Annotated in this window: 23 protein-coding genes; 4 read left to right on the top strand and 19 right to left on the bottom strand. The window is 59.1% G+C overall.

Annotated elements, in window-relative coordinates; genetic code table 11:
* Positions 1-6: 6 nt before the first annotated feature.
* The 16 genes from QD409_RS26920 to QD409_RS26845 all read right to left on the bottom strand — a co-directional run bounded on the left by QD409_RS26920 (position 7) and on the right by QD409_RS26845 (position 16,819).
* On the bottom strand, positions 7-312 hold the full coding sequence (locus QD409_RS26920; RefSeq protein ID WP_092855981.1) for an urease subunit beta: 306 nt from the start codon (positions 310-312) through the stop codon (positions 7-9).
* A 10-nt stretch (positions 313-322) separates the two neighbouring features.
* Positions 323-577 (bottom strand): DUF1272 domain-containing protein, encoded by a 255-nt coding sequence (locus QD409_RS26915; RefSeq protein ID WP_430764118.1) that lies wholly within the window; start codon positions 575-577, stop codon positions 323-325.
* An 8-nt stretch (positions 578-585) separates the two neighbouring features.
* Entirely contained in the window at positions 586-888 is a 303-nt protein-coding gene (locus QD409_RS26910) for an urease subunit gamma (protein ID WP_092855977.1), read from the bottom strand.
* Between the two features lie 144 nt (positions 889-1,032).
* Positions 1,033-1,854, bottom strand: a complete 822-nt coding sequence (locus QD409_RS26905; protein ID WP_092855975.1) for an urease accessory protein UreD — start codon at positions 1,852-1,854, stop codon at positions 1,033-1,035.
* 218 nt (positions 1,855-2,072) lie between these two features.
* Positions 2,073-3,044 (bottom strand): 2-hydroxyacid dehydrogenase, encoded by a 972-nt coding sequence (locus QD409_RS26900; protein ID WP_092855973.1) that lies wholly within the window; start codon positions 3,042-3,044, stop codon positions 2,073-2,075.
* Between the two features lie 149 nt (positions 3,045-3,193).
* The gene (locus tag QD409_RS26895; RefSeq protein ID WP_092855971.1) at positions 3,194-4,315 is read right to left on the bottom strand and encodes a branched-chain amino acid ABC transporter substrate-binding protein; all 1,122 of its coding nucleotides are present in this window, start codon (positions 4,313-4,315) and stop codon (positions 3,194-3,196) included.
* A 181-nt stretch (positions 4,316-4,496) separates the two neighbouring features.
* Positions 4,497-4,850 (bottom strand): DUF6867 family protein, encoded by a 354-nt coding sequence (locus QD409_RS26890; RefSeq protein WP_092855969.1) that lies wholly within the window; start codon positions 4,848-4,850, stop codon positions 4,497-4,499.
* Positions 4,851-4,874: 24 nt separating this feature from the next.
* The gene (locus QD409_RS26885) at positions 4,875-5,603 is read right to left on the bottom strand and encodes an ABC transporter ATP-binding protein (RefSeq protein WP_092855967.1); all 729 of its coding nucleotides are present in this window, start codon (positions 5,601-5,603) and stop codon (positions 4,875-4,877) included.
* The gene (locus tag QD409_RS26880; RefSeq protein WP_092855965.1) at positions 5,603-6,475 is read right to left on the bottom strand and encodes an ABC transporter ATP-binding protein; all 873 of its coding nucleotides are present in this window, start codon (positions 6,473-6,475) and stop codon (positions 5,603-5,605) included. Before QD409_RS26880 ends, QD409_RS26885 begins: the two co-directional genes overlap by 1 nt.
* The gene (gene livM / locus QD409_RS26875; protein ID WP_092855963.1) at positions 6,475-7,899 is read right to left on the bottom strand and encodes a high-affinity branched-chain amino acid ABC transporter permease LivM; all 1,425 of its coding nucleotides are present in this window, start codon (positions 7,897-7,899) and stop codon (positions 6,475-6,477) included. Before livM ends, QD409_RS26880 begins: the two co-directional genes overlap by 1 nt.
* 4 nt (positions 7,900-7,903) lie before the next feature.
* Positions 7,904-8,806 (bottom strand): branched-chain amino acid ABC transporter permease, encoded by a 903-nt coding sequence (locus QD409_RS26870; RefSeq protein ID WP_092855962.1) that lies wholly within the window; start codon positions 8,804-8,806, stop codon positions 7,904-7,906.
* Between the two features lie 308 nt (positions 8,807-9,114).
* On the bottom strand, positions 9,115-11,541 hold the full coding sequence (locus tag QD409_RS26865; RefSeq protein ID WP_092855961.1) for a GcvT family protein: 2,427 nt from the start codon (positions 11,539-11,541) through the stop codon (positions 9,115-9,117).
* Positions 11,542-11,760: 219 nt separating this feature from the next.
* Positions 11,761-12,315 carry a sarcosine oxidase subunit gamma gene (locus tag QD409_RS26860; RefSeq protein ID WP_430764117.1) on the bottom strand — a complete coding sequence of 185 codons (555 nt, stop codon included), beginning with the start codon at positions 12,313-12,315 and terminating at the stop codon, positions 11,761-11,763.
* Between the two features lie 7 nt (positions 12,316-12,322).
* Positions 12,323-15,280 carry a sarcosine oxidase subunit alpha family protein gene (locus QD409_RS26855; RefSeq protein WP_430764116.1) on the bottom strand — a complete coding sequence of 986 codons (2,958 nt, stop codon included), beginning with the start codon at positions 15,278-15,280 and terminating at the stop codon, positions 12,323-12,325.
* Entirely contained in the window at positions 15,277-15,555 is a 279-nt protein-coding gene (locus QD409_RS26850; RefSeq protein WP_430764115.1) for a sarcosine oxidase subunit delta, read from the bottom strand. The genes QD409_RS26855 and QD409_RS26850 overlap by 4 nt, the downstream gene beginning before the upstream one ends.
* Positions 15,556-15,568: 13 nt before the next feature.
* The gene (locus tag QD409_RS26845) at positions 15,569-16,819 is read right to left on the bottom strand and encodes a sarcosine oxidase subunit beta family protein (protein WP_430764114.1); all 1,251 of its coding nucleotides are present in this window, start codon (positions 16,817-16,819) and stop codon (positions 15,569-15,571) included.
* Positions 16,820-17,143: 324 nt separating this feature from the next.
* Here QD409_RS26845 and cysQ point away from each other — a divergent pair, with 324 nt between their 5' ends.
* Both cysQ and QD409_RS26835 read left to right on the top strand, forming a co-directional pair.
* Complete coding sequence (gene cysQ / locus QD409_RS26840) at positions 17,144-17,938, top strand: 3'(2'),5'-bisphosphate nucleotidase CysQ (RefSeq protein WP_092855956.1); 795 nt, start codon at positions 17,144-17,146, stop codon at positions 17,936-17,938.
* A 289-nt stretch (positions 17,939-18,227) separates the two neighbouring features.
* A complete protein-coding gene (locus QD409_RS26835) occupies positions 18,228-18,503 on the top strand; it encodes a DUF1153 domain-containing protein (protein WP_004107124.1) in 276 nt (91 codons plus the stop codon).
* A gap of 101 nt (positions 18,504-18,604) precedes the next feature.
* Here QD409_RS26835 and QD409_RS26830 read toward each other — a convergent pair whose 3' ends face one another.
* On the bottom strand, positions 18,605-19,069 hold the full coding sequence (locus tag QD409_RS26830) for a GNAT family N-acetyltransferase (RefSeq protein ID WP_092855954.1): 465 nt from the start codon (positions 19,067-19,069) through the stop codon (positions 18,605-18,607).
* Positions 19,070-19,342: 273 nt separating this feature from the next.
* Here QD409_RS26830 and QD409_RS26825 point away from each other — a divergent pair, with 273 nt between their 5' ends.
* On the top strand, positions 19,343-19,624 hold the full coding sequence (locus QD409_RS26825; RefSeq protein WP_092855952.1) for a GNAT family N-acetyltransferase: 282 nt from the start codon (positions 19,343-19,345) through the stop codon (positions 19,622-19,624).
* A 232-nt stretch (positions 19,625-19,856) separates the two neighbouring features.
* Here the strand turns inward: QD409_RS26825 and QD409_RS26820 are convergent, their stop codons facing one another.
* Positions 19,857-20,213 (bottom strand): flagellar export protein FliJ, encoded by a 357-nt coding sequence (locus QD409_RS26820; protein ID WP_092855950.1) that lies wholly within the window; start codon positions 20,211-20,213, stop codon positions 19,857-19,859.
* A gap of 441 nt (positions 20,214-20,654) precedes the next feature.
* Here QD409_RS26820 and ctrA point away from each other — a divergent pair, with 441 nt between their 5' ends.
* Positions 20,655-21,356, top strand: coding sequence for a response regulator transcription factor CtrA (gene ctrA / locus QD409_RS26815; protein ID WP_004116994.1), 702 nt, complete (start codon positions 20,655-20,657; stop codon positions 21,354-21,356).
* Between the two features lie 138 nt (positions 21,357-21,494).
* Here the strand turns inward: ctrA and QD409_RS26810 are convergent, their stop codons facing one another.
* On the bottom strand, positions 21,495-21,857 hold the full coding sequence (locus QD409_RS26810; RefSeq protein ID WP_092855948.1) for a response regulator: 363 nt from the start codon (positions 21,855-21,857) through the stop codon (positions 21,495-21,497).
* Between the last annotated feature and the right edge of the window lie 70 nt (positions 21,858-21,927).

Raw genomic sequence — 21,927 nt, 5'->3', positions numbered from 1 at the left:
GAATGCCTAGAGCTTGCCCATGATCTGCTGGCGGAAACCGTAGACTTCCCGCTTGCCCGATAGCGGAATCAGCGTCACCGAGCGGGTCTGACCCGGCTCGAAACGCACGGCGGTTCCAGCAGGAATATCGAGCCGCATACCCCTCGCCTGGTCGCGGTCGAAGGCAAGCCCGGCATTGGTCTCGGCAAAATGATAATGGCTTCCGACCTGCACGGGCCGATCGCCGGTATTGGAGACCTCGAGCGTCACGGTCGGCGCTCCGGCATTAAGCTCGATATCGCCGCTGGCAGCGATGATTTCACCTGGGATCATAGTTCTCTCCTCATGCTGCCCGAACGGGAGCACACCCCTCAGCCTTCAGAACACGCTTGGTCGAAGCAGGATATTGGGCGAGCAACGCCGCCGGGCGAACGGGGCGCTGGACGAATTCGCCGCCGCAATTCGGGCAGCGACCGCCCAAGACGTTGCCGACACAATCCGTGCAGAAGGTGCACTCGAAGGTGCAGATCATCGCCTCCCGGCTTTCCGGCGGCAGATCCCTGTCGCAGCACTCGCAATTGGGTCTGAGTTCCAGCATCGTAAGCCTCAGCGGATCGGTTCGTGGACGGTGACGAGCTTCGTTCCATCCGGGAACGTCGCCTCCACCTGAATATCGTGGATCATCTCGGCAATGCCCTCCATCACCTGATCGCGGGTAACGACGTGGGCGCCGGCCTCCATAAGCTCCGCCACCGGACGACCGTCGCGGGCTCCCTCGACCACGAAATCCGTGATCAATGCGATGGCTTCGGGATGGTTGAGCTTGACACCGCGCTCCAGCCGTCGCCGCGCCACCATCGCCGCCATGGAAATCAGCAGCTTGTCTTTTTCTCTTGGAGTGAGGTTCATCGCCTACCTATTGGATTGCTGTTTTCTAGAGCATGATGCCGAAAAGTGTGAGCGGTTTTCGGACGACATCATGCTCTACTCTTTTGATTCTGGAGCCGGATGATTTTAGGTCACGCAGGTCTAAAATCATCCGGCTCCATGGAGTTATAGGTTCCAGACTTTCGGCACTGGCGCACCGTTGCGCAAGGCAGAAATGATCGGGATCAGGACTTTTCTGAGCGCGAAACCATCGGCAGCGGCAAGCCGTACCACGAGCTTGTCCTTCCATTGGCTGGCGCCCGCCATATGCGCCTCAACCAGCGGCCGGACCCGGCCGAGATAGGTCTCCGCCCGCGCTCCCGTATAGAGCACGGTCGCGAAGGCAACCTGGCCGCCGAGCACAGCGCTCTTGCGGGTCAACGCCGCGATATCGCCATCGAGCTGCAGTTCCTCAGCATGGATCAGGCGTTCGCCGCGGCGGATGCGCCAGCGATCGCGAAACAACCCTTCGACCATCGCCTCGCCCATGGCCTTGCGCCCAAGCAGGATCGCCTCGACGGCAAGAAATTCAGCCGTTTCGTCAAGCTCGACATCCAGCCTGCGCGAGAGCGATGCACGGTCGAAGAGGATGGTCTCCTGCGGCAGCCAGTCGACGCGCGCGCTAGAACCCACACTGATGGAGGTTTTGACCTCCGCGGTGTCGCTCGAAGCCTTGTAGATTTTCTCGCAGGCCTGTGTGGTCACGTCGATATGCGTGGCCGGTCCGGCGACGATGCTCCAATCCATCCGGTCGCCGCCGGTAAGGCCGCCGGCCGTGTTGATGATGACCGCTTCCATGGAGTTATCGAAGGTGTCGGGCAGACGAATCTTCGCCGCGCCCTCCTGAAACAGCTCGGCAAGACGCGTGCGGCCGCCAAGCGACTTGGCCGCAAGATGGCCGCGACCTCGCGCCCTCTGCGGTTTTGTGCCTATGGCCGTCAATGCCATTTCGTCTCTCCGGTTGCCAGATCGCGCCGCTGTCGGATCATTGAAGCCCGCGATAAAGTAAAGGCAAGCAATTTCTATGCCTTACGCGATCACCCGCAGTGACGCCCCAATCTCGGGCGGCATGCGCATCGTTTTTCGCCAAACGCCGAAAAGAAGGGCAACTGCGTCTGACTATAGATACCAGCGGCTCTCTCGGCCGTCATGCGCGAGGGAGGGCGTCAGGCCACTCTGTCCGGCGGCTCGCGGCCGGCAAAAAAGGCGGTGATATTGTCCACGACCTTCATGCCCATGGCGGTGCGCGTCTCCTCAGTGGCGCTGCCGAGATGCGGAAGAAGCACGACGTTGTCGAGCGCCCTCAGCCGCTCCGGCACATGCGGCTCAGCCTCGTAGACATCGAGGCCGGCGCCGCGGATCGTTCCTTGCTCGAGTGCCGCAATCAGGGCCACCTCGTCGATCACGTCGCCGCGTGCGGTATTGATGAGGAAAGCACCCGGCTTCATGGCGGCGAGACGCGCTGCGTTCATCAGATGGCGATTTTCGGCGCCACCGGGGCAATGCAGCGAGACAAAATCGGAGACTTCGAGCACGTCCTCCACCGTCGGCAGTTGCCTGGCGCCATAACGCGCGGCCTCCACCGGATCAACGACGGAGCGATTGTAGAAGACGACATCCATGCCGAAGCCGAAATGACAGCGCTGCGCAAACGCCTTGCCGATGCGGCCGAAGCCGATGATGCCGACAGTCTTGCCGGTAACCTTGGTGCCGACCAGATGGGTCGGCCTCCAGCCGGTCCACGCACCAGCACGCAATTCCCGCTCCCCTTCCCCGCCCCGTCGCGCGACAGAGAGCAAGAGCAGCATGGCGATATCGGCGGTGCAATCGGTGAGCACGCCCGGCGTATTGGTGACGACGATGCCCTTCGTCTTGGCCGCAGCGACATCGATGTGGTTGAAGCCGACGCCGAAATTGCCAAGAATCTTCGTCCGGACCGCATCGCCCTCGAAAAGCGCGGCCGGAAGCCTGTCGGAAACGGTGGGGAGAACGGCGTCGTAAGAAAGGAGCGCCTCCCGCAGTTGCGCCGCATCGAGCGCAACATCGTCCTCATTCAGCGTGGCATCGAAACCTTCCGAAAGGGCCACCTCAACCGAGGCGGGCCAACGCCGTGTAACAAGAATCCTGGGTTTGCTCATGCTGCTCATCCTCCTGCCTATACCAGGCAGACTTAAAGCAGGTCAGCGGCGAAGGAAATGCCGCTCCTCCGCCAGCGGCTATGAAAAAAGCCCGGCGCGTAGCCGGGCTTTGCAGGTCGTGTCGAAGCCGGAAACCGGCAACGCGAAGATTACTTCGCGATTTCGGCGTAGGTGTACTTGCCGTCGGAACCCTTGGACCACTTGTACATGACGTAGTCCGGACGGGTGATATCGCCCTTGGCATTGAAGCTAAGGTCGCCGATGGCGGTCTTGAACGGGCCCTTTGCCTTGGCTGCATCTGCAACAGCCATAGGATCGTTGGAGCCCGCAGCCTTTGCTGCGGCGGCGATGATCTGAGCGGCGGCATAAGAGTACAGCGTATAGCCTTCCGGCTCATAGCCGGCAGCGCGGAACTTGGCGACGAGATCGGCAGAAGCCGGGTTCTTGCGCGGATCCGGCGCAAAGGTCATCAGCGTGCCATCGACGGCATCGCCAGCGATAGAAGCCAGCTCGTTCGAGACGATACCGTCACCCGACATGAAGTGTGCCTTCACGCCCTGGTCGGCCATCTGGCGCAGGATCAGGCCGGCTTCGGTGTGAAGACCACCGTAGTAGACGAAATCGACGCCAGCCTGCTTCATCTTGGCGATGAGGGCCGAGTAGTCCTTGTCGCCGGGAGTGATGCCTTCGTAGAGAACTTCCGTCATGCCACCGGCGTTGAGGTTCTTCTTGGTTTCATCGGCAAGGCCCTGACCATAGGGGGTCTTGTCGTGAACGACGGCAACCTTGGCGCCCTTGAAGTTGTCGACGATATACTTGGCGGCAACCACACCCTGCTGGTCGTCACGGCCGCAGGTACGGAACGTGTTCCAAAGACCCCGCTCGGTGAATTTCGGATTGGTCGAAGCCGGCGTGATCTGCATGATGCCGTTTTCGGCGTAGACTTCCGAAGCCGGGATGGAGACGCCCGAGTTGAAGTGACCAACGACGAACTTCACGCCGTCGGCAACGAACTTGTTGGCGACCGAAACGCCCTGCTTGGCGTCGGAGACGTCGTCGCCAAGTTCGATCTTGACCTTTTCCCCGTTGATGCCGCCGGCCGCATTGATATCGGCGGCAGCCTGTTCTGCACCTTTCTGAAGCTGCGCACCAAACGCCGCATTCGGGCCCGTCAAGGGACCGCCAACGCCGATGATGATGTCAGCCTTCGCAACGCCACCGAATGCGATCATCGCCGACAAAGCCACCGCCGACAGAAGATACTTCTTCATATTGTTACTCCCAATTTTTGAGCGGGTTCCGTTTGATGTGCCCTGCGCGATACCCACCAATCATCACGCCGGTAACGCTTGTATTCCGAACTCTGGAAGCATGATCCTGCCTTATGTCATTTATGTTATTGGCGGGACGACGCTTATGTTGATGCAGACTGTGCCTAGTTTAGGCACCCTGTCAATTCTTCTTCTTCCAAGAAAAGGCAGAGGTCTTTTCATAGAGCCAATAATAATTATTCACCATCTGGTCGGTACGTCGATACCGGTATCCTGCCGTCGCAAAGACCAGAACAAGAACGACGTCGATGATGTAGATGATGGGATCGAACACCGGCCCGTTGAACAGAGCATGGTGTAGGAACTGCAAGCCAAGGCCGATCAGAAAGCAGTAGATGACGACGAGCGGATAGTTTTCCCAGTTGGAGGCGACGGCGCGACCAGCGCGCCATGCAGTCCAGAAACTAAGGATGACGATGACCGCGCGGATAACCATGCGGCCGCCGCTATCGCTGTCGAAGAGAAGTCCTTGCATGTCAAATTCTCCGCGAAACGAAACTCAATGATGGCCGCCTTCGAGATAGGCGGCACGCACTTCCGGATTGGCGAGCAAGTCCTTGCCCGAACCACTCATCGTCACCCTGCCATTGACCATCACATAGGCACGGTCGGAAAGCTTCAGCGCGGCGAACGCGTTCTGCTCGACAAGAAACACCGTCAAGCCCTGGGACTGATTCAGGACCTTGATGGCCTCGAAAATGCCCTTGACGATCAGAGGCGCAAGACCGAGCGACGGCTCGTCCAGCAATAGCAGTTTGGGACGTGCCATCAGCGCGCGGCCGATCGACAGCATCTGCTGCTCGCCACCCGAAAGCGTGCCGCCGCGCTGCGACTGGCGCTCCTTCAGGCGAGGAAAAAGCGTGAAGATCTTCTCGACGTCCTCATTGAAATGTTTGAGTTTATCGAGGTTTGCGCCCATCTGCAGGTTCTCGTAAACCGTCATGCGCGGGAAGATGCGTCGCCCTTCGGGCGACTGAGCGATGCGAAGCCGGGCAATTTCATGCGTCGGCATGCGCGTGATATCCTGGCCGTCGAACATTACCGATCCGGTGCGGGCCTGCGGACTGCCGCAGATCGTCATCATCAGCGTCGATTTTCCGGCGCCGTTGGCACCGATCAGGCTGACGATCTCACCGCTGTTGACTTCGATATCGACACCGGCAAGCGCACGAATGTTGCCGTAATAGGTTTCGACACCCGCGACTTTCAGAAGTGGTTGCCCCGCCATCAATTTTCACCCTCTTGGAGGTGTTCGACTTCGGCAATCACCTCTTCCACTTCTTCATCCTCGACGCCCAGATAAGCCGCGATCACTCTTGGATCGTGCTTGACCTCATCCGGCGTGCCGTCGGCGATCTTCTGTCCATATTCGAGCACGATGACGTGGTCGGAAATTTCCATGACCACCGACATGTCGTGTTCGATCAGCAGGATCGATGTGCCGATATCCTTGCGGATACTGCGCAGGAACTCGTTGAGAACCAGCGATTCGCGAGGATTGAGGCCGGCGGCCGGCTCGTCCAGGCAAAGTAGTTCGGGACCGGTGCACATGGCGCGGGCGATTTCCAACCGACGCTGGGCGCCATAGGGAAGATCGCCGGCGGGATCGTCGGCGCGATCGATGAGATCGGCCTTTTCGAGCCAGAAGCGTGCCAGCTCGATCGCATTCTTCGCCTCGGCCCGATAAGGACCGATGCCAAGCAGGCCAAGGATCGTATAGCCGGAGGCCCGCATCAGCTTGTTATGCTGCGCCACCAGCAGGTTTTCGAGCACGGTGAGGCCCGAAAACAGACGAATATTTTGGAAGGTACGCGCCACCTTGGCTTCGCGCGTGATCCGGAAATCCGGAAGACGTTCCAGGAGATATTCCTTGCCACTCTTCTGCTGGAGCGTGAGCATGCCCATCGTCGGCTTGTAGAAGCCGGTGATGCAGTTGAACACGGTCGTCTTGCCGGCACCGTTCGGTCCGATCAAAGCGGTGATGTCGCCGCGCTTCGCCTCGAAGGAGAAGTCGTTGATCGCCATCAGGCCACCGAACTTCATCGACAGGTGATCGACCTTCAGCAGAACGTCGTTGGGGGTTGCGGTCACAGCGTTCATCAGCCGTGGCCCTCCTTGGTAAAGCTACCGGAGACCGCTTTTCGCTCTTTGAGGAAGGCGGTCGGCTCACGCGTGCCGACAAAGCCGCGCGGCTTGAAGATCATCACGACCACCATGGCGAGACCGAAGATCAGCATGCGGTAGAGTTCCGGAGTAAAGTCCGGCCCGAAACCGGGGATGATCGTCGTGTCGCCGATGACAAGACCGGTCTTGAGGAAACTCATGTTGCGCAGCAATTCTGTGCCGCCGACCATGGCGATCGCGGCAATCGCGATGCCCTTGAGCGAGCCCATGCCGCCGAGAACGACCATGGCAAGGATCACGGCGGATTCGAGGAAGACGAAGGATTCCGGCGAGACGAAGCCCTGGCGTGCCGCGAAGAAGGAGCCTGCGAAGCCGCCGAACATGGCGCCAGTGGCAAAAGCGGTCAACTTGGTCGTCACCGTATTGATGCCGAGCGAACGGCAGGCGATTTCGTCCTCGCGTAGCGCTTCCCACGCGCGTCCGATCGGCATGCGGCGCAGCCTGATCGTCACATAGGCGGTCAGCATGCACAGCCCCAGGATGACGTAGAACAGGAAGATCTTGTACCAAGCCGACGAGATCGGCAGACCCAGGGTCCGAATGATATTGTGCGGATCCTTGAGATCGAACGTGTAGAAACCGAACAGCGACGCCTTGGTGATGTTGGAGATGCCGAAGCTGCCCTGCGTGAAATCGGTCCAGTTGGTCAGCACGATGCGGATGATTTCACCGAAGGCCAGCGTGACGATCGCGAGATAGTCGCCGCGCAGGCGCAGGACCGGGAAGCCTAGGATCATGCCCCAAAGACCGGCAAGCATGCCTGAAAGCGGCAGCAGGATCCAGAAAGACAAGCCGAAATGCAGCGACAACAAGGCATAGGAATAGGCCCCGACCGCATAGAAAGCGACATAACCCAGATCGAGGAGGCCGGCGAGACCGACGACGATATTCAGGCCCCAGGCGAGCATCACATAGATGAGAATCTGGATGCCGAAGTTGTCGACATAGGTCAGCGATCCCTGCGGGCCGAGAATCGCCACTGCCGCTAGCGGATAGACGAGCAGGAGCAGAAGCGCGATCTTGGTGAAATTCCTGCCGATGAAGCCAGCTTCAGCCTCCACCGGCGCCACCTTGGCCTTGGCTGCCTTACGCGCTGCCAGAGCGGGCTGAACGAAAACCGTCATGACGAAGCGACCGGCGGCAGCAATTGCGACGATGATCGCCAGAAGACCCCAGCGCTGAACGATGATCAGCTTGTTGTCTATGTTCTGATCGGTCTTGAGACCGATGTAGAGAACGAACATGCCGAAAGCGATGAGCGCGGTCCAGAAGGCGTCCGTGATGCCTTTCTGGACAAGGCCGGGCGTGGTCTTGCCTGCAACGAAATTTGAATTTGCCATGGCGTTATACCTTTTCGACTTCCGGCCGGCCGAGAATACCCGTCGGCTTGAAGATCAGCACGTAGGCCAGGATGCCATATGTCGCGACATCCTTATACGCGATGGCGAAGTTGCCCGACCAGAACGACTCGATGAAGCCGATCATCAGACCTCCGAGAACAGCGCCTGGGAGCGATCCGATGCCGCCGAGAACCGCCGCAGTAAAGGCCTTGACGCCAGGCACGAAGCCATCCGTGAAGTTGGCGACGCCATAATACATCAGATACATCGTGCCGGCCACGGCAGCGAGCGCCGCGCCCATGATGAAGGTGACGGAAATGGTACGATCAACATTGATGCCGAGCAGCGCCGCCATCTTGCGATCCTGCTCGGTGGCGCGCTGAGCGCGGCCGAGCGCCGTTTTGTTGACTATGTACCAGAAGGCGGCCAGCAGAACGACCGTAATGATGAAGATGATGATCTGCTTCAGGGAGAGCGAGACTTCACCGAAGTTATAGACGTCGCCCACCAGCGTCGGGATCGGCTTGTTGCGTGGTCCCTGCGAAACCTGGATGAAGTTCGACAGCACAATCGACATGCCGATTGCCGTGATCAGCGGCGCCAGGCGAAACGAACCGCGCAGCGGCCGGTAAGCGATGCGCTCGATCACCCAATTCCAAAGGCTCGTCATCAGCATCGCGACGATGAGCATCACCAGAAGCATGATCGCGACGGGCAAACCGGCAAAGAGCGAGATGAGAACCAGGTAGGTGATAAGGGCGGCAAAGCCGCCGAGCATGAAGACATCACCATGGGCAAAATTGATCATGCCGATGATGCCGTAAACCATGGTGTAGCCAATGGCTATGAGGCCATAGATAGACCCAAGAGTCAGCCCGTTTAAGAGCTGCTGGATAAAATAATCCATATGTCATTTCCCCTGGATGCAGCGTTATACGACCACATCTCTTATTAATTTTTCGGTTCCTTCAAGAGGGACCGTAGGCTCGATTCCATACCGCTTTCGAAGGAAATGTGAAGCCAAAAAGGCGAGAAACTGACAAATTCTTTTCAAATCACCGTGCGCTGACCCGAATCCGACCAAATATGATAGAAAAGCGGCATTCTCTGGCTCGAAAATAGCCAAAGAAGCCTAGCAGCGCCGGAGCTCTGAAAAACTCTTATCAGCGACAGGCCCCTCTCAAAGCCTGTCGCCGCCATTTGCAACAGCACCGATCAGGCGCGCATGCGTGCTCCATCGGCATCGAACAGCGGTTCAGCCTGCAGGCTTGCCGGCAGGAGTTCGCCGAGCAATTCTATCGACCAGCCCTGCGTGTCATCGGCGATTTCCCTGGGCACGTAGCCGACGGCAACCGAAAGACCGGAAGCATGGGCGTAGCCGCCCGAGGTCACCCAGCCGCAAACGGCGCCATTGTGATAGATCGGCTCGTCGCCGATCACATCGGCGTCCTTCGCGCTCAAGATGAAAGTGCGCAGCCGCAGCGTCCCGCCCTCGGCTTTTTCCTTGGCCGCAGCTGCCTTGCCAATGAAATCGGCCTCCTTCGACAATGCCACGAATCGATTGAGACCGGCCTCGAATGGCCCATAGAGCGGCCGGTACTCGCGCGACCAGCTGCCATAGGATTTATCGAGACGCAGCGCATTCAGGGCCCTCAGTCCAAAGAGCCGGATGTCGAATTCGGCGCCTTCCTGCATCAGAAGGTCAAAGATATAGCGCTGGTATTCCGGCTTCATCCAGATCTCATAGCCGAGATCGCCCGTATAGGAGACGCGGCCGACGATAGCCTGTGCCATGCCGAGATCCATGCGGCGAATCGACATGAAAGGGAAGGCAGCGGTCGAAAGATCCTGATGGGTCAGTTTCTGCATCAGCTTGCGGGCATTCGGGCCGGCGATCGACAGACCGAGAAGCGAAAGACCGAGAGCCTGAAGTTCGACCGAGCCATCCTTCGGCAGCAGGCTCTCGAACCAGCGCATGTGGTAGGCTTCAGCAATGCCGGAACCGATGAGAAGGAAATCCCCCTCACCCAGCTTAGCCAGCGTGAAATCGCCGATCAACTTGCCGTCATGCTTCAGCATCGGCGCGAGCGTCATGCGGCCAATGGCGGGGATACGGCAGGTCAGTAGCCTGTCGAGGAAAGCTTCCGCCCCCGATCCCTTCACCGAATATTTGGCAAAGCCAGAAGTCTCCATGAGGCCGACGCTCTCGCGCACTGCCTTGGCTTCCGCGCCGACGACATCGAAGTCGTTGGAACGGCGCCAGGAGAACTGATCGACTTCGCCCTCGGGAGCGAACCACAGCGCCTGCTCAAGGCCGTAGTAAGCACCGAACACGCCGCCGGTCTCCTTCAGTTTATCGTAGATCGGCGTCGTCAGCAGCGGGCGGGCCGCCGGCAGCTCTTCGTTCGGATAGCGGATCGAGAAGCGGCGGGCGTAGTTCTCGCGTACCTTGGCGTTGGTATAGGCGAGCGTCGCGTAATCGCCGTAGCGGGAGACGTCCATGGCGAAAACGTCGAAGCCCGGATCGCCGTAGATCATCCAGTTGGCGAGCGCCAATCCGACGCCGCCGCCCTGGCTGAAGCCCGCCATGACGGCGCAGGCCGACCAGTAATTGCGCAGGCCGCGCACCGGTCCGACCAGCGGATTGCCGTCTGGCGAGAAAGTGAACGGCCCGTTGATGATCTTCTTGATACCGGCATTGTTGAAGGCCGGGAAATGGCGGAAACCGACTTCCAGTTCCGGCGTGATGCGCTCGATGTCCTCAGCCAGCAGCTCATGGCCGAAATCCCAAGGCGTCGTCACCGGCGACCATGGGCGACAGGCCCTCTCATAGGTGCCCATCAACATGCCCTGCCGCTCTTGGCGCAGATAGATCTCGCCATCGAAGTCGACGCAGTGCATCAGCTCCTTGCCCGTCGTCTTGTTGAAGTCGATCACCTCGGGCATGTCCTCGGTGATCAGATACATGTGCTCCATGGCGAGCACCGGAAGCTCGAGCCCGACCATGCGGCCGACTTCGCGCGCCCAGAGACCGGCAGCATTGACGACATGTTCGGCAATGATCTCGCCCTGGTTGGTGATGACCCGCCAGGAACCGTCCTCGCGCTGCACCAGCTCTTCCACCTTGGTATGCAGATAGATATCGGCGCCGTTCTTCTTGGCCGAGCGGGCATAAGCATGCGTCGTGCCATAGGGATCGAGGTGACCTTCGACGGGGTCGTAGAGCGCGCCGACGAACTGATCCGGATCGAGGAGCGGCATCATCTCATGCGCTTCCTTTGGCGTCAGCAGCGTCGCTTCCAGGCCGTTATAGCGGCCCTTGGCGAGAATGGATTTCAGCCAGTCGAAACGCTGCGGCGTCGCCGCCAGCATCAGCCCGGAGGTCAGGTGCAGGCCGATGTCCTGGCCCGAATACTCCTCGATCTCCTTGTAGAGCTCGACTGTATATTTCTGCAGCTTGGCGACATTCGGATCGCCGTTGATGGTGTGCATGCCGCCCGCGGCGTGCCAGGTCGAGCCGGAGGTCAGCTCGGAGCGTTCGAGCAGCACGACATCCTTCCAGCCGAATTTCGTCAGGTGATAGAGCACCGAACATCCGACGACACCGCCACCGATGACGACGACCTTGGCATGGCTTTTCATCTAGGAATCCCCTGTTCTCGGCACGAAGCCGCCGGGTGTCTTCCCGCGCGACCGACCGCATTTATGAGGAAACCTAGAGACTATCCAACAAGCCAAATAGCCCGAACTGCGAAGCCGATATGTCTGTTTGCGCCATCGCAATTGTTCGGATCGCGCCATCACGGCGAGGAGACCAAAACCGATCGGCAAGCCCTACCCAGTCGGGCAACATACGGCTTTTCAGTCGACGAAGCCGGCCGTCAGGGCAAACTCCCGCCCCATCTCCATAATCTCTTCGAATACGCTACCGGCATAGGAGCGCGGTACGATGATTTCGAAGCGATCGGGGCCGGTGCGAGCGACATTGGCGCTCACATGGCAGCACAGCATGTTGGCTGAGTGCCCTTCGGCAAAGACCTGCGTATGCAGATCTACCGCGACGCATTTGGCAAGAATGCGACGAGTGTTCGGGCCGGAAATACGCAACAGCACCCGGCCATCGCTCTGCTCGAAAAACGAAACGCGGGCCGGATCGAGCGCGAAGAGATCGCGCGCCACGCTCTCGGCGCCAAGCGTCTCAGAGACGACAAACCACTCCCGCGGTCCGGCACTGCGAACGGAAACGTCGTCGATCACTTTCAGCCCGGCCAGAACCCAATCCTCCTCGCCAGCTTTGCCGAGGACGGAAAAGACGACCGACCGGCGAACGACCGCGAGATGATTCGGATTGGCGGCAGCCTCGACGCCGGAAATATGATCTTCCAGCACATGCCTGTTTTGAAATGCGACGCTCATCAATCCCTCACCCGAGAAGCTTCTTGTTGTCAGGATCGACGAAGACAGGATTACAAACCTCCGCCGGCACCTCGTCGCCGCGCAGCCCGTCCCAAACGACCACATGTTCGCCAATGCGCTCGCGGCCCGATTTCAGGAAGGCCAATGCGATGGAATGACCGAGAACCGGCGAGAAGCAGGCTGAGGACACATGACCCTGATCGTTTACGGTCGACGGCCTTGCACCTTCCTTCAGAAGATGCGCGCCGGCGTGGATCTCCTTCGTCGTGTCGAGCGGCTTCAGCCCCACGAGCTGCCCGCGATCGGCGGCGGTCAGACCGAAGCGCGTGGATAATCTCTTGCCGATGAAATCCGGCTTCTGCGTCGACATCATCCGGCCAAGGCCTACATCGTCTGGTGTCGTGCGGCCATCCAGCTCGCTGTGAGTGACATGGCCCTTCTCGATGCGCAGCACGTTGAGAGCTTCGACACCATAGGCACAGATGCTGTGCGCCTTGCCCGCTTCCATGATCGCATCCGCCACCGCCTCGCCATAACCGGCCGGAACCGCAAGCTCGTAGGCGAGTTCGCCCGAGAAGGAGATACGGAACAAACGCGCCCTCAAGCCGCCCTTCAGCATGACTTCGGCAGCCGCAAGGAACGGGAAGAAGGAATCGGAAATATCATCCTCGACGATCTGCTCCAGTACCAGCCGTGCCTTCGGGCCGGCGATCGCCATCTGCGCCCATTGGTCGGATGAGGAAACGAAGCGAACGTCAAGCTGCGGCCAAAGCGTCTGCGCGCAGAACTCCATATGCGTCATCACCTCGCCGGCCATCGCCGTCGTGGTCGTCATGAAGAAATGATCCGGCGTCAGCCGGCTCGTCGTTCCGTCGTCGAAGACCATGCCGTCCTCGCGCAGCATCAATCCATAGCGTGCTTTGCCGACCGGCAGCTTCAGGAAGGCATTGGAGTAGAGCCGATTGAGAAACTCCGCCACATCCTTGCCGAAGACCTCGATCTTGCCGAGTGTCGACACATCACAAAGCCCGACGTTGTTGCGCACGTTCAGCACCTCGCGGTCGACACTGTCGCGCCAGCCCTTCTCGCCCGGCCGGGCAAACCAGGACGAGCGATACCAGAGGCCGGCCTCGACGAAGGTCGCGCCATTCTTCTTTGCCCAGCCATGCAGCGGCGATTCCCTGACCGGCTGCGCATGCTTGTCGCGCGCGGTTCCCGCCAGCGTGCCGAAGGAAACGGGGGTGTAAAACGGCCTGAATGTCGTCGTGCCGACAGCGGCGGGACTGACGCCGCGCATACCCGCGATAATGCCGGCGGCGTTGACGTTGCCAAGCTTGCCCTGGTCCGTCGCCATGCCGCTCGTCGTATAGCGCTTGGCATGCTCCACATGGCCAAATCCTTCACGCAGGGCAAGGCCGAGATCCTTCGCGTGGACATCGTTCTGGAAGTCGACGAATGCCTTGTCCTTCGCGCCCGGCACATGCCAGATCGCCGCAAAGGATGGATCGTATTCGCCCTCGACTTCAGGCAGATCTGCCATATGCGCCGTACGGCCTAAGCTTTCGACGACCAGCCGCGCCTTTTCCGCACCATCGGCCAGACAACCGGAAACGCTCTCGATCCCCGCGGCCGAGCCGGCAATCTCCAGCTCGCCACCGACGAGCGGCGCCATGAACGCCTGCTTTTCATCCGACCATACCGGCTTGGCGCCCCGCTGGCAGGCGAGATGGATGATCGGCGACCAGCCGCCCGACATGGCAAGCGCGTCGCAAGAAATCAGTTCATCCAGGCCGCCGCGATCGGCGATGACGCCGCTGATGCGATGCTTGCCCTTGGTCGCATGGACGCTTGCCGCATGAACCACGCGGACACCCTGAGGAGCAGCGTCGGTGGATGCGGCGCGCGTATCGAGGATCGCCGAAATCTCAGCACCCGCAGCTGCCAGATCGGTGGCCGTGCGGTAGCCGGAACCGCCATTTGTAAAGACCGCCACCTTCTGCCCGGCAACAACACCATAGCGATTGAGATAGCTGCGCATGGCGCCGGCCATCATGACGCCGGGACGATCGTTCCCGCCGAACACCAGCGGCCGCTCTTCGGCGCCCGAAGCGAGGATGGCGCGCTTGGCTGCGATGCGCCAGAGCCGCTCGACCGGCAGATCGGGCGACGGCATCGCCACATGCTTCTGCACTTTCTCGACAGCACCGAAAACATTGCCGTCATACCAGCCGAACACGGTCGTGCGCGGCATTTGCGTGACGTTTTCGAAATTCAGCAGCTCGTCCAGCGTCGCCTGAACGAAGGCGTCGGCCGGCGCGCGCCCGATCGAAAGTCTTTCCGAGAGTAGCGACCCGCCAAGGCGAAAACCTTCATCGGCCAACACGACGCGCAGACCCGCGCGAGCAGCGGTCAGAGCCGCCATCAATCCTGCGGGCCCCGATCCGATAACAAGCAGGTCGCAATGCGCCCATGCCTTCTCGTAGCGGTCTGGATCCGCCTGCATGACCGCCTTGCCGAGACCGGCGGCACGCCGAATCAGCGGCTCATAGACCTTCTCCCAGAAGGCAGCCGGCCACATGAAGGTCTTGTAGTAGAAGCCTGCACCGAGGAAAGGCGAGAGCAAGCCGTTGACCGAGCCCAGATCGTATTTCAGCAACGGCCAGCGGTTCTGGCTGACAGCGGTCATGCCCTGATAGAGTTCCGCGACGGTGGCGCGCGTATTCGGCTCGGTGCGGCCGTCGTTGCCGATAGTGACGAGCGCATTGGGCTCAGCCGAACCCGCCGTCAGAATGCCGCGCGGCCGGTGATATTTGAAGCTGCGCCCGACCAGCAGCTGATCATTGGCGAGGAGAGCGGCGGCGAGCGTATCGCCTTCCAGCCCCCTCATTTCCCTGCCGTCGAATTTGAAGGAAAGCGGGCGACTGCGATTGACGAGACCGCCGGTCGACAGACGATAAGCAGTCATCGTGCCGCCTCCTTCGCCTTATCTTCGGCATCGGCAATGGAAAAGACCTCGTGGGTGATATTGCTGCGGTCGACGACCAGCCAGCGACGGCACCCCGCGCTATGGTGCCAATATTCCTGTATCCGGCCGCGCTCGTTGTCGCGGATAAAGACGTAGCGGTTCCAGTCCTCATCCGGTGCGGTCGGCGCCGGACGAACGACGGAAGCCGCGCCACGAATCGAAAATTCTTCCTTGGGTCGCACGCCGCAATGCGGGCAGTTGATCAAGCTTGCCATTGGTATTGTGCCCTCAATGCAGGTTCGGCTGCGGACCCTTGCCGCTTTCGTCGATCGCAAAGCCGCGCTCGAAGCGGTCAAGACGCAGAAGGCGGCTGACATCGTGGCTCTCGCCCCTGGCGATCAGATGCGCGAAGCAGAAGCCCGAGGCCGGCGTCGCTTTGAAGCCGCCATAGTTCCAGCCGCAGTTCAGATACAGATTCTCGATCGGGGTGCGGTCGATGATCGGCGAGCCATCCATGCTCATATCCATGACGCCGCCCCAGGCGCGCAGCACGCGGACGCGCGACAGGCCGGGAATGAGCGAAACGCCCTCCTCCATCGTATGCTCGACGGTGGCGAGATTGCCGCGCTGGGCATAGGAGCTGTAGTAATCTATATCGGCGCCGAAGACCAAACCGCCCTTATCCGACTGCGAGATATAGAAGTGTCCCGCGCCGTAGGTAATGACATTGTCGATGACGGGCTTCAGTCCCTCGGAAACGAAGGCCTGCAGAACATGCGTTTCGATCGGCAGCTCAAGATCGGCCATGTTGCCGAGGATCGAGGTGTGGCCGGCAGCCGCAAGTGCCAGCTTGTTGCAGCCGATGAAACCGCGATTGGTTTCGACGCCGGTCACGATGCCGTTTTCGCGGCGGATGCCGATCACCTCGCATTGCTGGATGAGATCGACGCCGCGGCTGTCCGCGCCACGCGCATAGCCCCAGGCGACTGCATCGTGCCGCGCCGTGCCGCCGCGCCGCTGCAGAAGGCCTCCGAGGATGGGAAAGCGCGCATGGTCGAAATTCAGGTAGGGCATCATTCGGCGAACCTGCTCGCGATTGAGCAGCTCAGCATCGACGCCGTGCATGCGCATGGCATTGCCGCGCCTGGCATAGGCATCGCGCTGGCCATCTGAATGGAACAGATTGACGATGCCGCGTTGCGAAACCATCGCATTGTAGTTGAAGTCCTGCTCAAGACCTTCCCAGAGCTTCATTGAGAACTCGTAGAAGGGCTCATTGCCCGGCAGCAGATAATTGGAACGGATGATCGTCGTGTTGCGCCCGACATTGCCGGAGCCGATGTAGCTCTTTTCCAGCACCGCGACATTGGTGATGCCGAATTCCTTGGCGAGATAATAGGCCGTCGCCAGCCCGTGCCCGCCGCCGCCGACAATGATCACGTCATAATGCGGTTTCGGTTCCGGCGTCCGCCACACCGGCTGCCAATGACGATTGCCTGAAAACGCCTGTTTTAGAAGCTGATATGCCGAATATCGCATGCATTCATCCCGATGCTACCCGGCCGCACATTCGCATATGCAATAAAAACGACAAGTCCCGTAAGGACGAAAAAGATTCGCAAACAGAACATGTTCTTTTCCGAATGCGCACGAGGGGCGGGCGATTGTCTCTCAAACGACACGCACGCTGCTCGGCGGGTTTAACGACGGTCCACCATGCAGAGCCTTGTTGCGAAAGCTTTGTCCTGGCGCTAAGGCATAGGGAGCCAGATCATCCTGCCTCTAAACTCTGTGTTTGCGACTTCCTATCTATAATGTCCGGACACTTTAAGCGCGAACGCGGCGCGGAAGACGAACAGACAAATGCTCGCAACATTTGAAATGGCGGCACTCGAGGCGGGAAAGGCCATATTGGAGGTCTACCGCGCCGGCTATGCCGTTGCCCTCAAGCAGGATATGAGCCCGGTCACCCTGGCCGACGAGCGCGCCGAGCATATCATTCTCGAGCATCTGGCGCGTGACTTCCCCGATGTTCCGGCAATCGCGGAAGAATCCGTCTCCGCCGGCAAGATTCCAGATATTCGCGGCCGGCCCTTCTTCCTGGTCGATCCGCTTGATGGCACGCGTGAATTCATCGAGCATCGCGACGAATTCACCGTCAACATTGCCTATATCGTCAACGGCATTCCCGTTGCCGGCATCGTCTATGCCCCCGCACTTGGGATTGCCTTCACCGGTGAGCCCGGCAAAGCCCGCAAGCTGATCGTCGATGAGCATTTTGCCGTTGCCGACCGCCTGACGATCGCCGTGCGCGAACGGCCTGCTAAGATGACTGCGCTTGCCAGCCGTTGTCACAGCAACGAGAAGACCGAAAGCTTCCTGACCGGCAATCCGATTTCCGCCTGCACCTCGATTGGCTCATCGCTGAAATTCTGTCTGCTCGCCGAAGGCAAAGCCGATGTCTATCCGCGCTTTGCCCGCACCATGGAGTGGGACACCGCAGCCGGCGACGCCGTGCTGCGTGCCGCCGGTGGTGTCACCGTAACAACGGAAGGCGATCTTCTGACTTACGGCAAAACCAACCAAAGCGAAGACTGCGACTTCGCCAATCCGAGTTTCGTCTGCTGGGGCGGAAAGAAAAACAGCCTACACGCATAGGGCTGCTTCTCGCGAAAGACAGCTCTCCATCGGGCCGGGCAAGGCCATCCGCTTCAAGTATATCGACTCGAGAAGCGTAAGTTTTTACTGACGAAAACTAATAGGATTATGATCTCGTGCCGCCAAATGGCGCGAAAGATCGGGCATTTCATCCGGCTGCGCGCGAAGCAAATCAGCCGCCGCCACAATCATTAAAATTATTAGCAAAGTCTTACCATGTGCTTAGGCAATTTTTAAATGTGGCAAGCTAGAGTGCCACTTGTGGTCTTGAGTGTGTGTAGAGAGTCCAATGACCGAAATGATACGTCCCCGAGTGAAGTATGTCATCGGCCCCGATGGCAGCCCGCTGACGATAGCCGACCTTCCGCCGCCGAATACGCGCCGCTGGGTCATTCGTCGCAAGGCAGAGGTTGTCGCCGCAGTGCGTGGTGGTCTACTCAGCTTGGAAGAAGCCTGCGAACGTTATACTTTGACTGTCGAGGAATTCCTCTCCTGGCAGTCGTCCATTAATACTCATGGCCTTGCCGGCCTCCGGACGACGCGTATACAGCAGTATCGCCACTGACCGCAGCGACAGCACCAATTTTCTGAACTTTTATTCGGGCCTCTTTTCCCAAGCGGGACTGAGGCCCGAACTATTGGGCGGAAGGGCGCTAAAGCTCGAGTTCACGTCCCGATGTCCTTTTCGAAGAGCAGGCTTATCGGCGAAGGCGCATAGGAACCAAACGGCGCACTCTCCTTATAACCCGCCTTGCGATGAAGAGCTTGGCCGTCTGTGTTTCTGATACCGACTTCCATTCTGATCAAATGAATGCCGTTGGCGCGAGCGGTCGTTTCCGCGGCGCTCAAGAGAGCCGCCCCTACTCCGCGCTCTCTGAAACTCTGATCTACAATCATACGTTTCAATTCAATCGTACCATCGCCGCTGTCGAAAAGAGAGCAGCACCCAACCGCCACGAGGTCTTCATTACGGGCGACAAGGACGGAAATGTGAGGTGCATCCAATGCTTCCACGTTGAGCGGCCGGCGGAATTCGCCCGGATAGAGCCGTGCTGCAATCTGATCCGACTGACGAAGGAGGGCCTCAACTTCGGCTTGTCGCGAGCTTTCCCGTTGAACATAAAAAGCCATTGGCCGCCTTTAGAGCATTTCCGCTTTTCTTCAAATCGCGAAAACGCTCTATCTTCTTCTTTCTTTACGCATTCCGGACGGAAAACCGCTACGCACTTTTCCTGGAAATGCTCTAGACATCGACTACTGCAGTCCTTGTCCGAAACCTCTCACAAAGCCACCGCATATCAACGGCGATTTGAAGAGAGACGATCCGTTAACAATCTCGATAGTTGGCAGATGGCGGAGCGCATGCGATCCTTGCCGCATCAGCCGCAATCAGGGAAATGAACCATGGAAATCCGCAACGAAAACAACGCATCCGGCGGCCGCTATGTCGCAACTGTCGAAGGTCACGAGGCGGAAATGACGTTTTCCCGCACCTCCCCAAAGCTGATCATCGTCGATCATACCGGCGTGCCGGATGCCTTGCGCGGCAAGGGAGTTGGACAGGCGTTGGCCCTTCATGCGGTTGAAGAAGCCCGCCGTGGCGGCTGGAAGATCATCCCACTCTGCCCGTTTTTCAAGGCACAGGCGCTGCGTCACGACGATTGGCGCGACGTCGTTAACCTGTAAGTATAGATCACGAAAAGAATACCATATCGAGCCGGTAGCCGGACGCGCCGATACCGGCCCTTTCGGCCGGCCGTAGTCTGCAAATACAAAAAGCCGCGCATGACCGGCCCTGTCGCGGCCGGTCATGCGCGGCTTTTGTGTCGTTTCCGTCAACTCCCGCACCTTCCGGCAATAAGCCCCGTATCGGAATGGAATGACGCGTGGATCGAAAGAGGACGACGGGTTTATGACCTCAGGCGCGTGCCCTTGCCGGGCCAGAACCATCACGCTCCTCGAGCGCAGCGGCCTTGGCATACTCGGCCTGCATTTCCTCAAGCGAGCTTTCCAACGTTTCTTCCTGAACCTGCAGCTCACGGATCGACACCTGCAGGTTGTCCGCACGCTGGCGGGCGGCCTTGGCAAAGGTCGGGTAAGCAAAGTGGTTAGGGTCGGAAATACCGGACTTTTTCTCTTCCAGCACGATCTGGCTCTCCAGATCCTTTGTCATGCGGTCAAATTCCGCCATCATCATCTGCAACTGCTGCAGCTGACGGCGTTTTTCGTTCACCTGAAACTCTTTCAGGCGAACTAGGCTCTCACGTGACTTCATACGCATTACTCCCGTGATGCGAGACCCCGGCTCTCGGTATTCTCACCCGCCGAGCCGCTTTGAGACGGCTTGGTTAAAAAAATTTCCAGCGATATTAATAAAAGCCTACCGCTGGTAACCTTTCGTTTACGGGCATCGTTAATGATAGGCGCAATGATTTAAGGCTCGGTAAATGCTGAGGTCGGAATTCGACATGTTGGCATTGATGAGTCAGATGAATCACTTGGCGTGAGTTCCTCACGCGATACTTTAGGAGTCGATTTTACTGATTGTCGTTGGAAAACAGTGCAATGGAAAAATTATTTAATAAATTCGATACGACTTGCCAGAGTGAATCAGAATTTGTTAACCATTGCATGGCAGCTTCCAAATCAAGCAGTGATTTGATCGGTATCGCGTAAGGGGGCTGACGACCTTTCGGCGGCGGTAAAGGGGACAATTATGCGGGTTCTACTCATTGAAGACGACAGCGCGACGGCGCAGAGCATCGAACTGATGCTCAAATCCGAAAGTTTCAACGTCTATACCACCGATCTCGGTGAAGAAGGCGTCGATCTCGGAAAACTTTACGACTACGACATCATCCTTCTGGATCTCAATCTTCCCGATATGTCCGGCTACGAAGTGCTGCGCACCCTGCGCCTTTCGAAGGTCAAGACGCCGATCCTCATCCTCTCCGGCATGGCCGGCATCGAGGACAAGGTTCGCGGCCTCGGCTTCGGCGCCGACGACTATATGACCAAGCCCTTCCACAAGGACGAGCTGGTCGCCCGCATTCACGCTATCGTCCGCCGTTCCAAGGGCCATGCCCAGTCGGTGATCATGACCGGCGAGCTCATTGTCAACCTCGACGCCAAGACCGTCGAAGTCGGCGGCCAGCGCGTGCATCTGACCGGCAAGGAATACCAGATGCTGGAGCTGCTCTCGCTGCGCAAGGGCACGACGCTCACCAAGGAAATGTTCCTCAACCACCTCTATGGCGGCATGGACGAGCCTGAACTGAAGATCATCGACGTCTTCATTTGTAAGCTGCGCAAGAAGCTCGCCAATGCAGCCGGCGGCGCCAACTATATCGAAACCGTTTGGGGCCGCGGCTACGTGCTGCGCGAGCCCGACAGCAACGATTTCGCCGAAAGCGCTTAAACCCGCATCCCCCGCCAAATACCGCCAAAAGCTCTGAAATCCCGCCTCGTTTGGCGGGATTTTCTTTTTGTGTGAACAGCCCAAAATAAAAGCCGCCCAACAGGACGGCCGGCATTACTTCAAGAATGTTCGGCGAAATCAGGCGGCGACGGCGCGATTGCCGAATATGGCCGTCAGGATCTTGCGGTCGAAGGGCTTCAGCAGAAAGTCCGTGGCGCCAGCCCGCTTTCCGGCCATCAGCTTGCGCAGGTCCGCTTCGACGACGCAGTAATAGATCTTCACGTCCTTGCCGTTCGGCATGGCGCGGATATTGGTAATGAGATCGAGCGCCCCTTCCATGCCGGCATCGACGATCAGATAGTCCGGGATCTCGACCTGGCAGTGCGCCAGCGCTTCACGGGCGTCGCCGGCTTCGCTCACGAGGAAATCCAGCTCGGACAGGATCCGTTTGCCGACCTTGCGTACGACATCCGAAGCATCCGTTATCATGAACCGCTGCATCTAGAACTCCCTGCACCAATCGCCGTTGTCGGAGCGGCGACATCAAATTGGAACGATAGGACCAGCATGC

The organism is Rhizobium sp. BR 315 (genome assembly GCF_050577975.1).
GTDB classification, from domain to species: domain Bacteria; phylum Pseudomonadota; class Alphaproteobacteria; order Rhizobiales; family Rhizobiaceae; genus Rhizobium; species Rhizobium miluonense.
The sequence above is the reverse complement of the archived record's forward strand: the minus strand, read 5'-3'. Positions and strand labels throughout refer to the sequence as shown.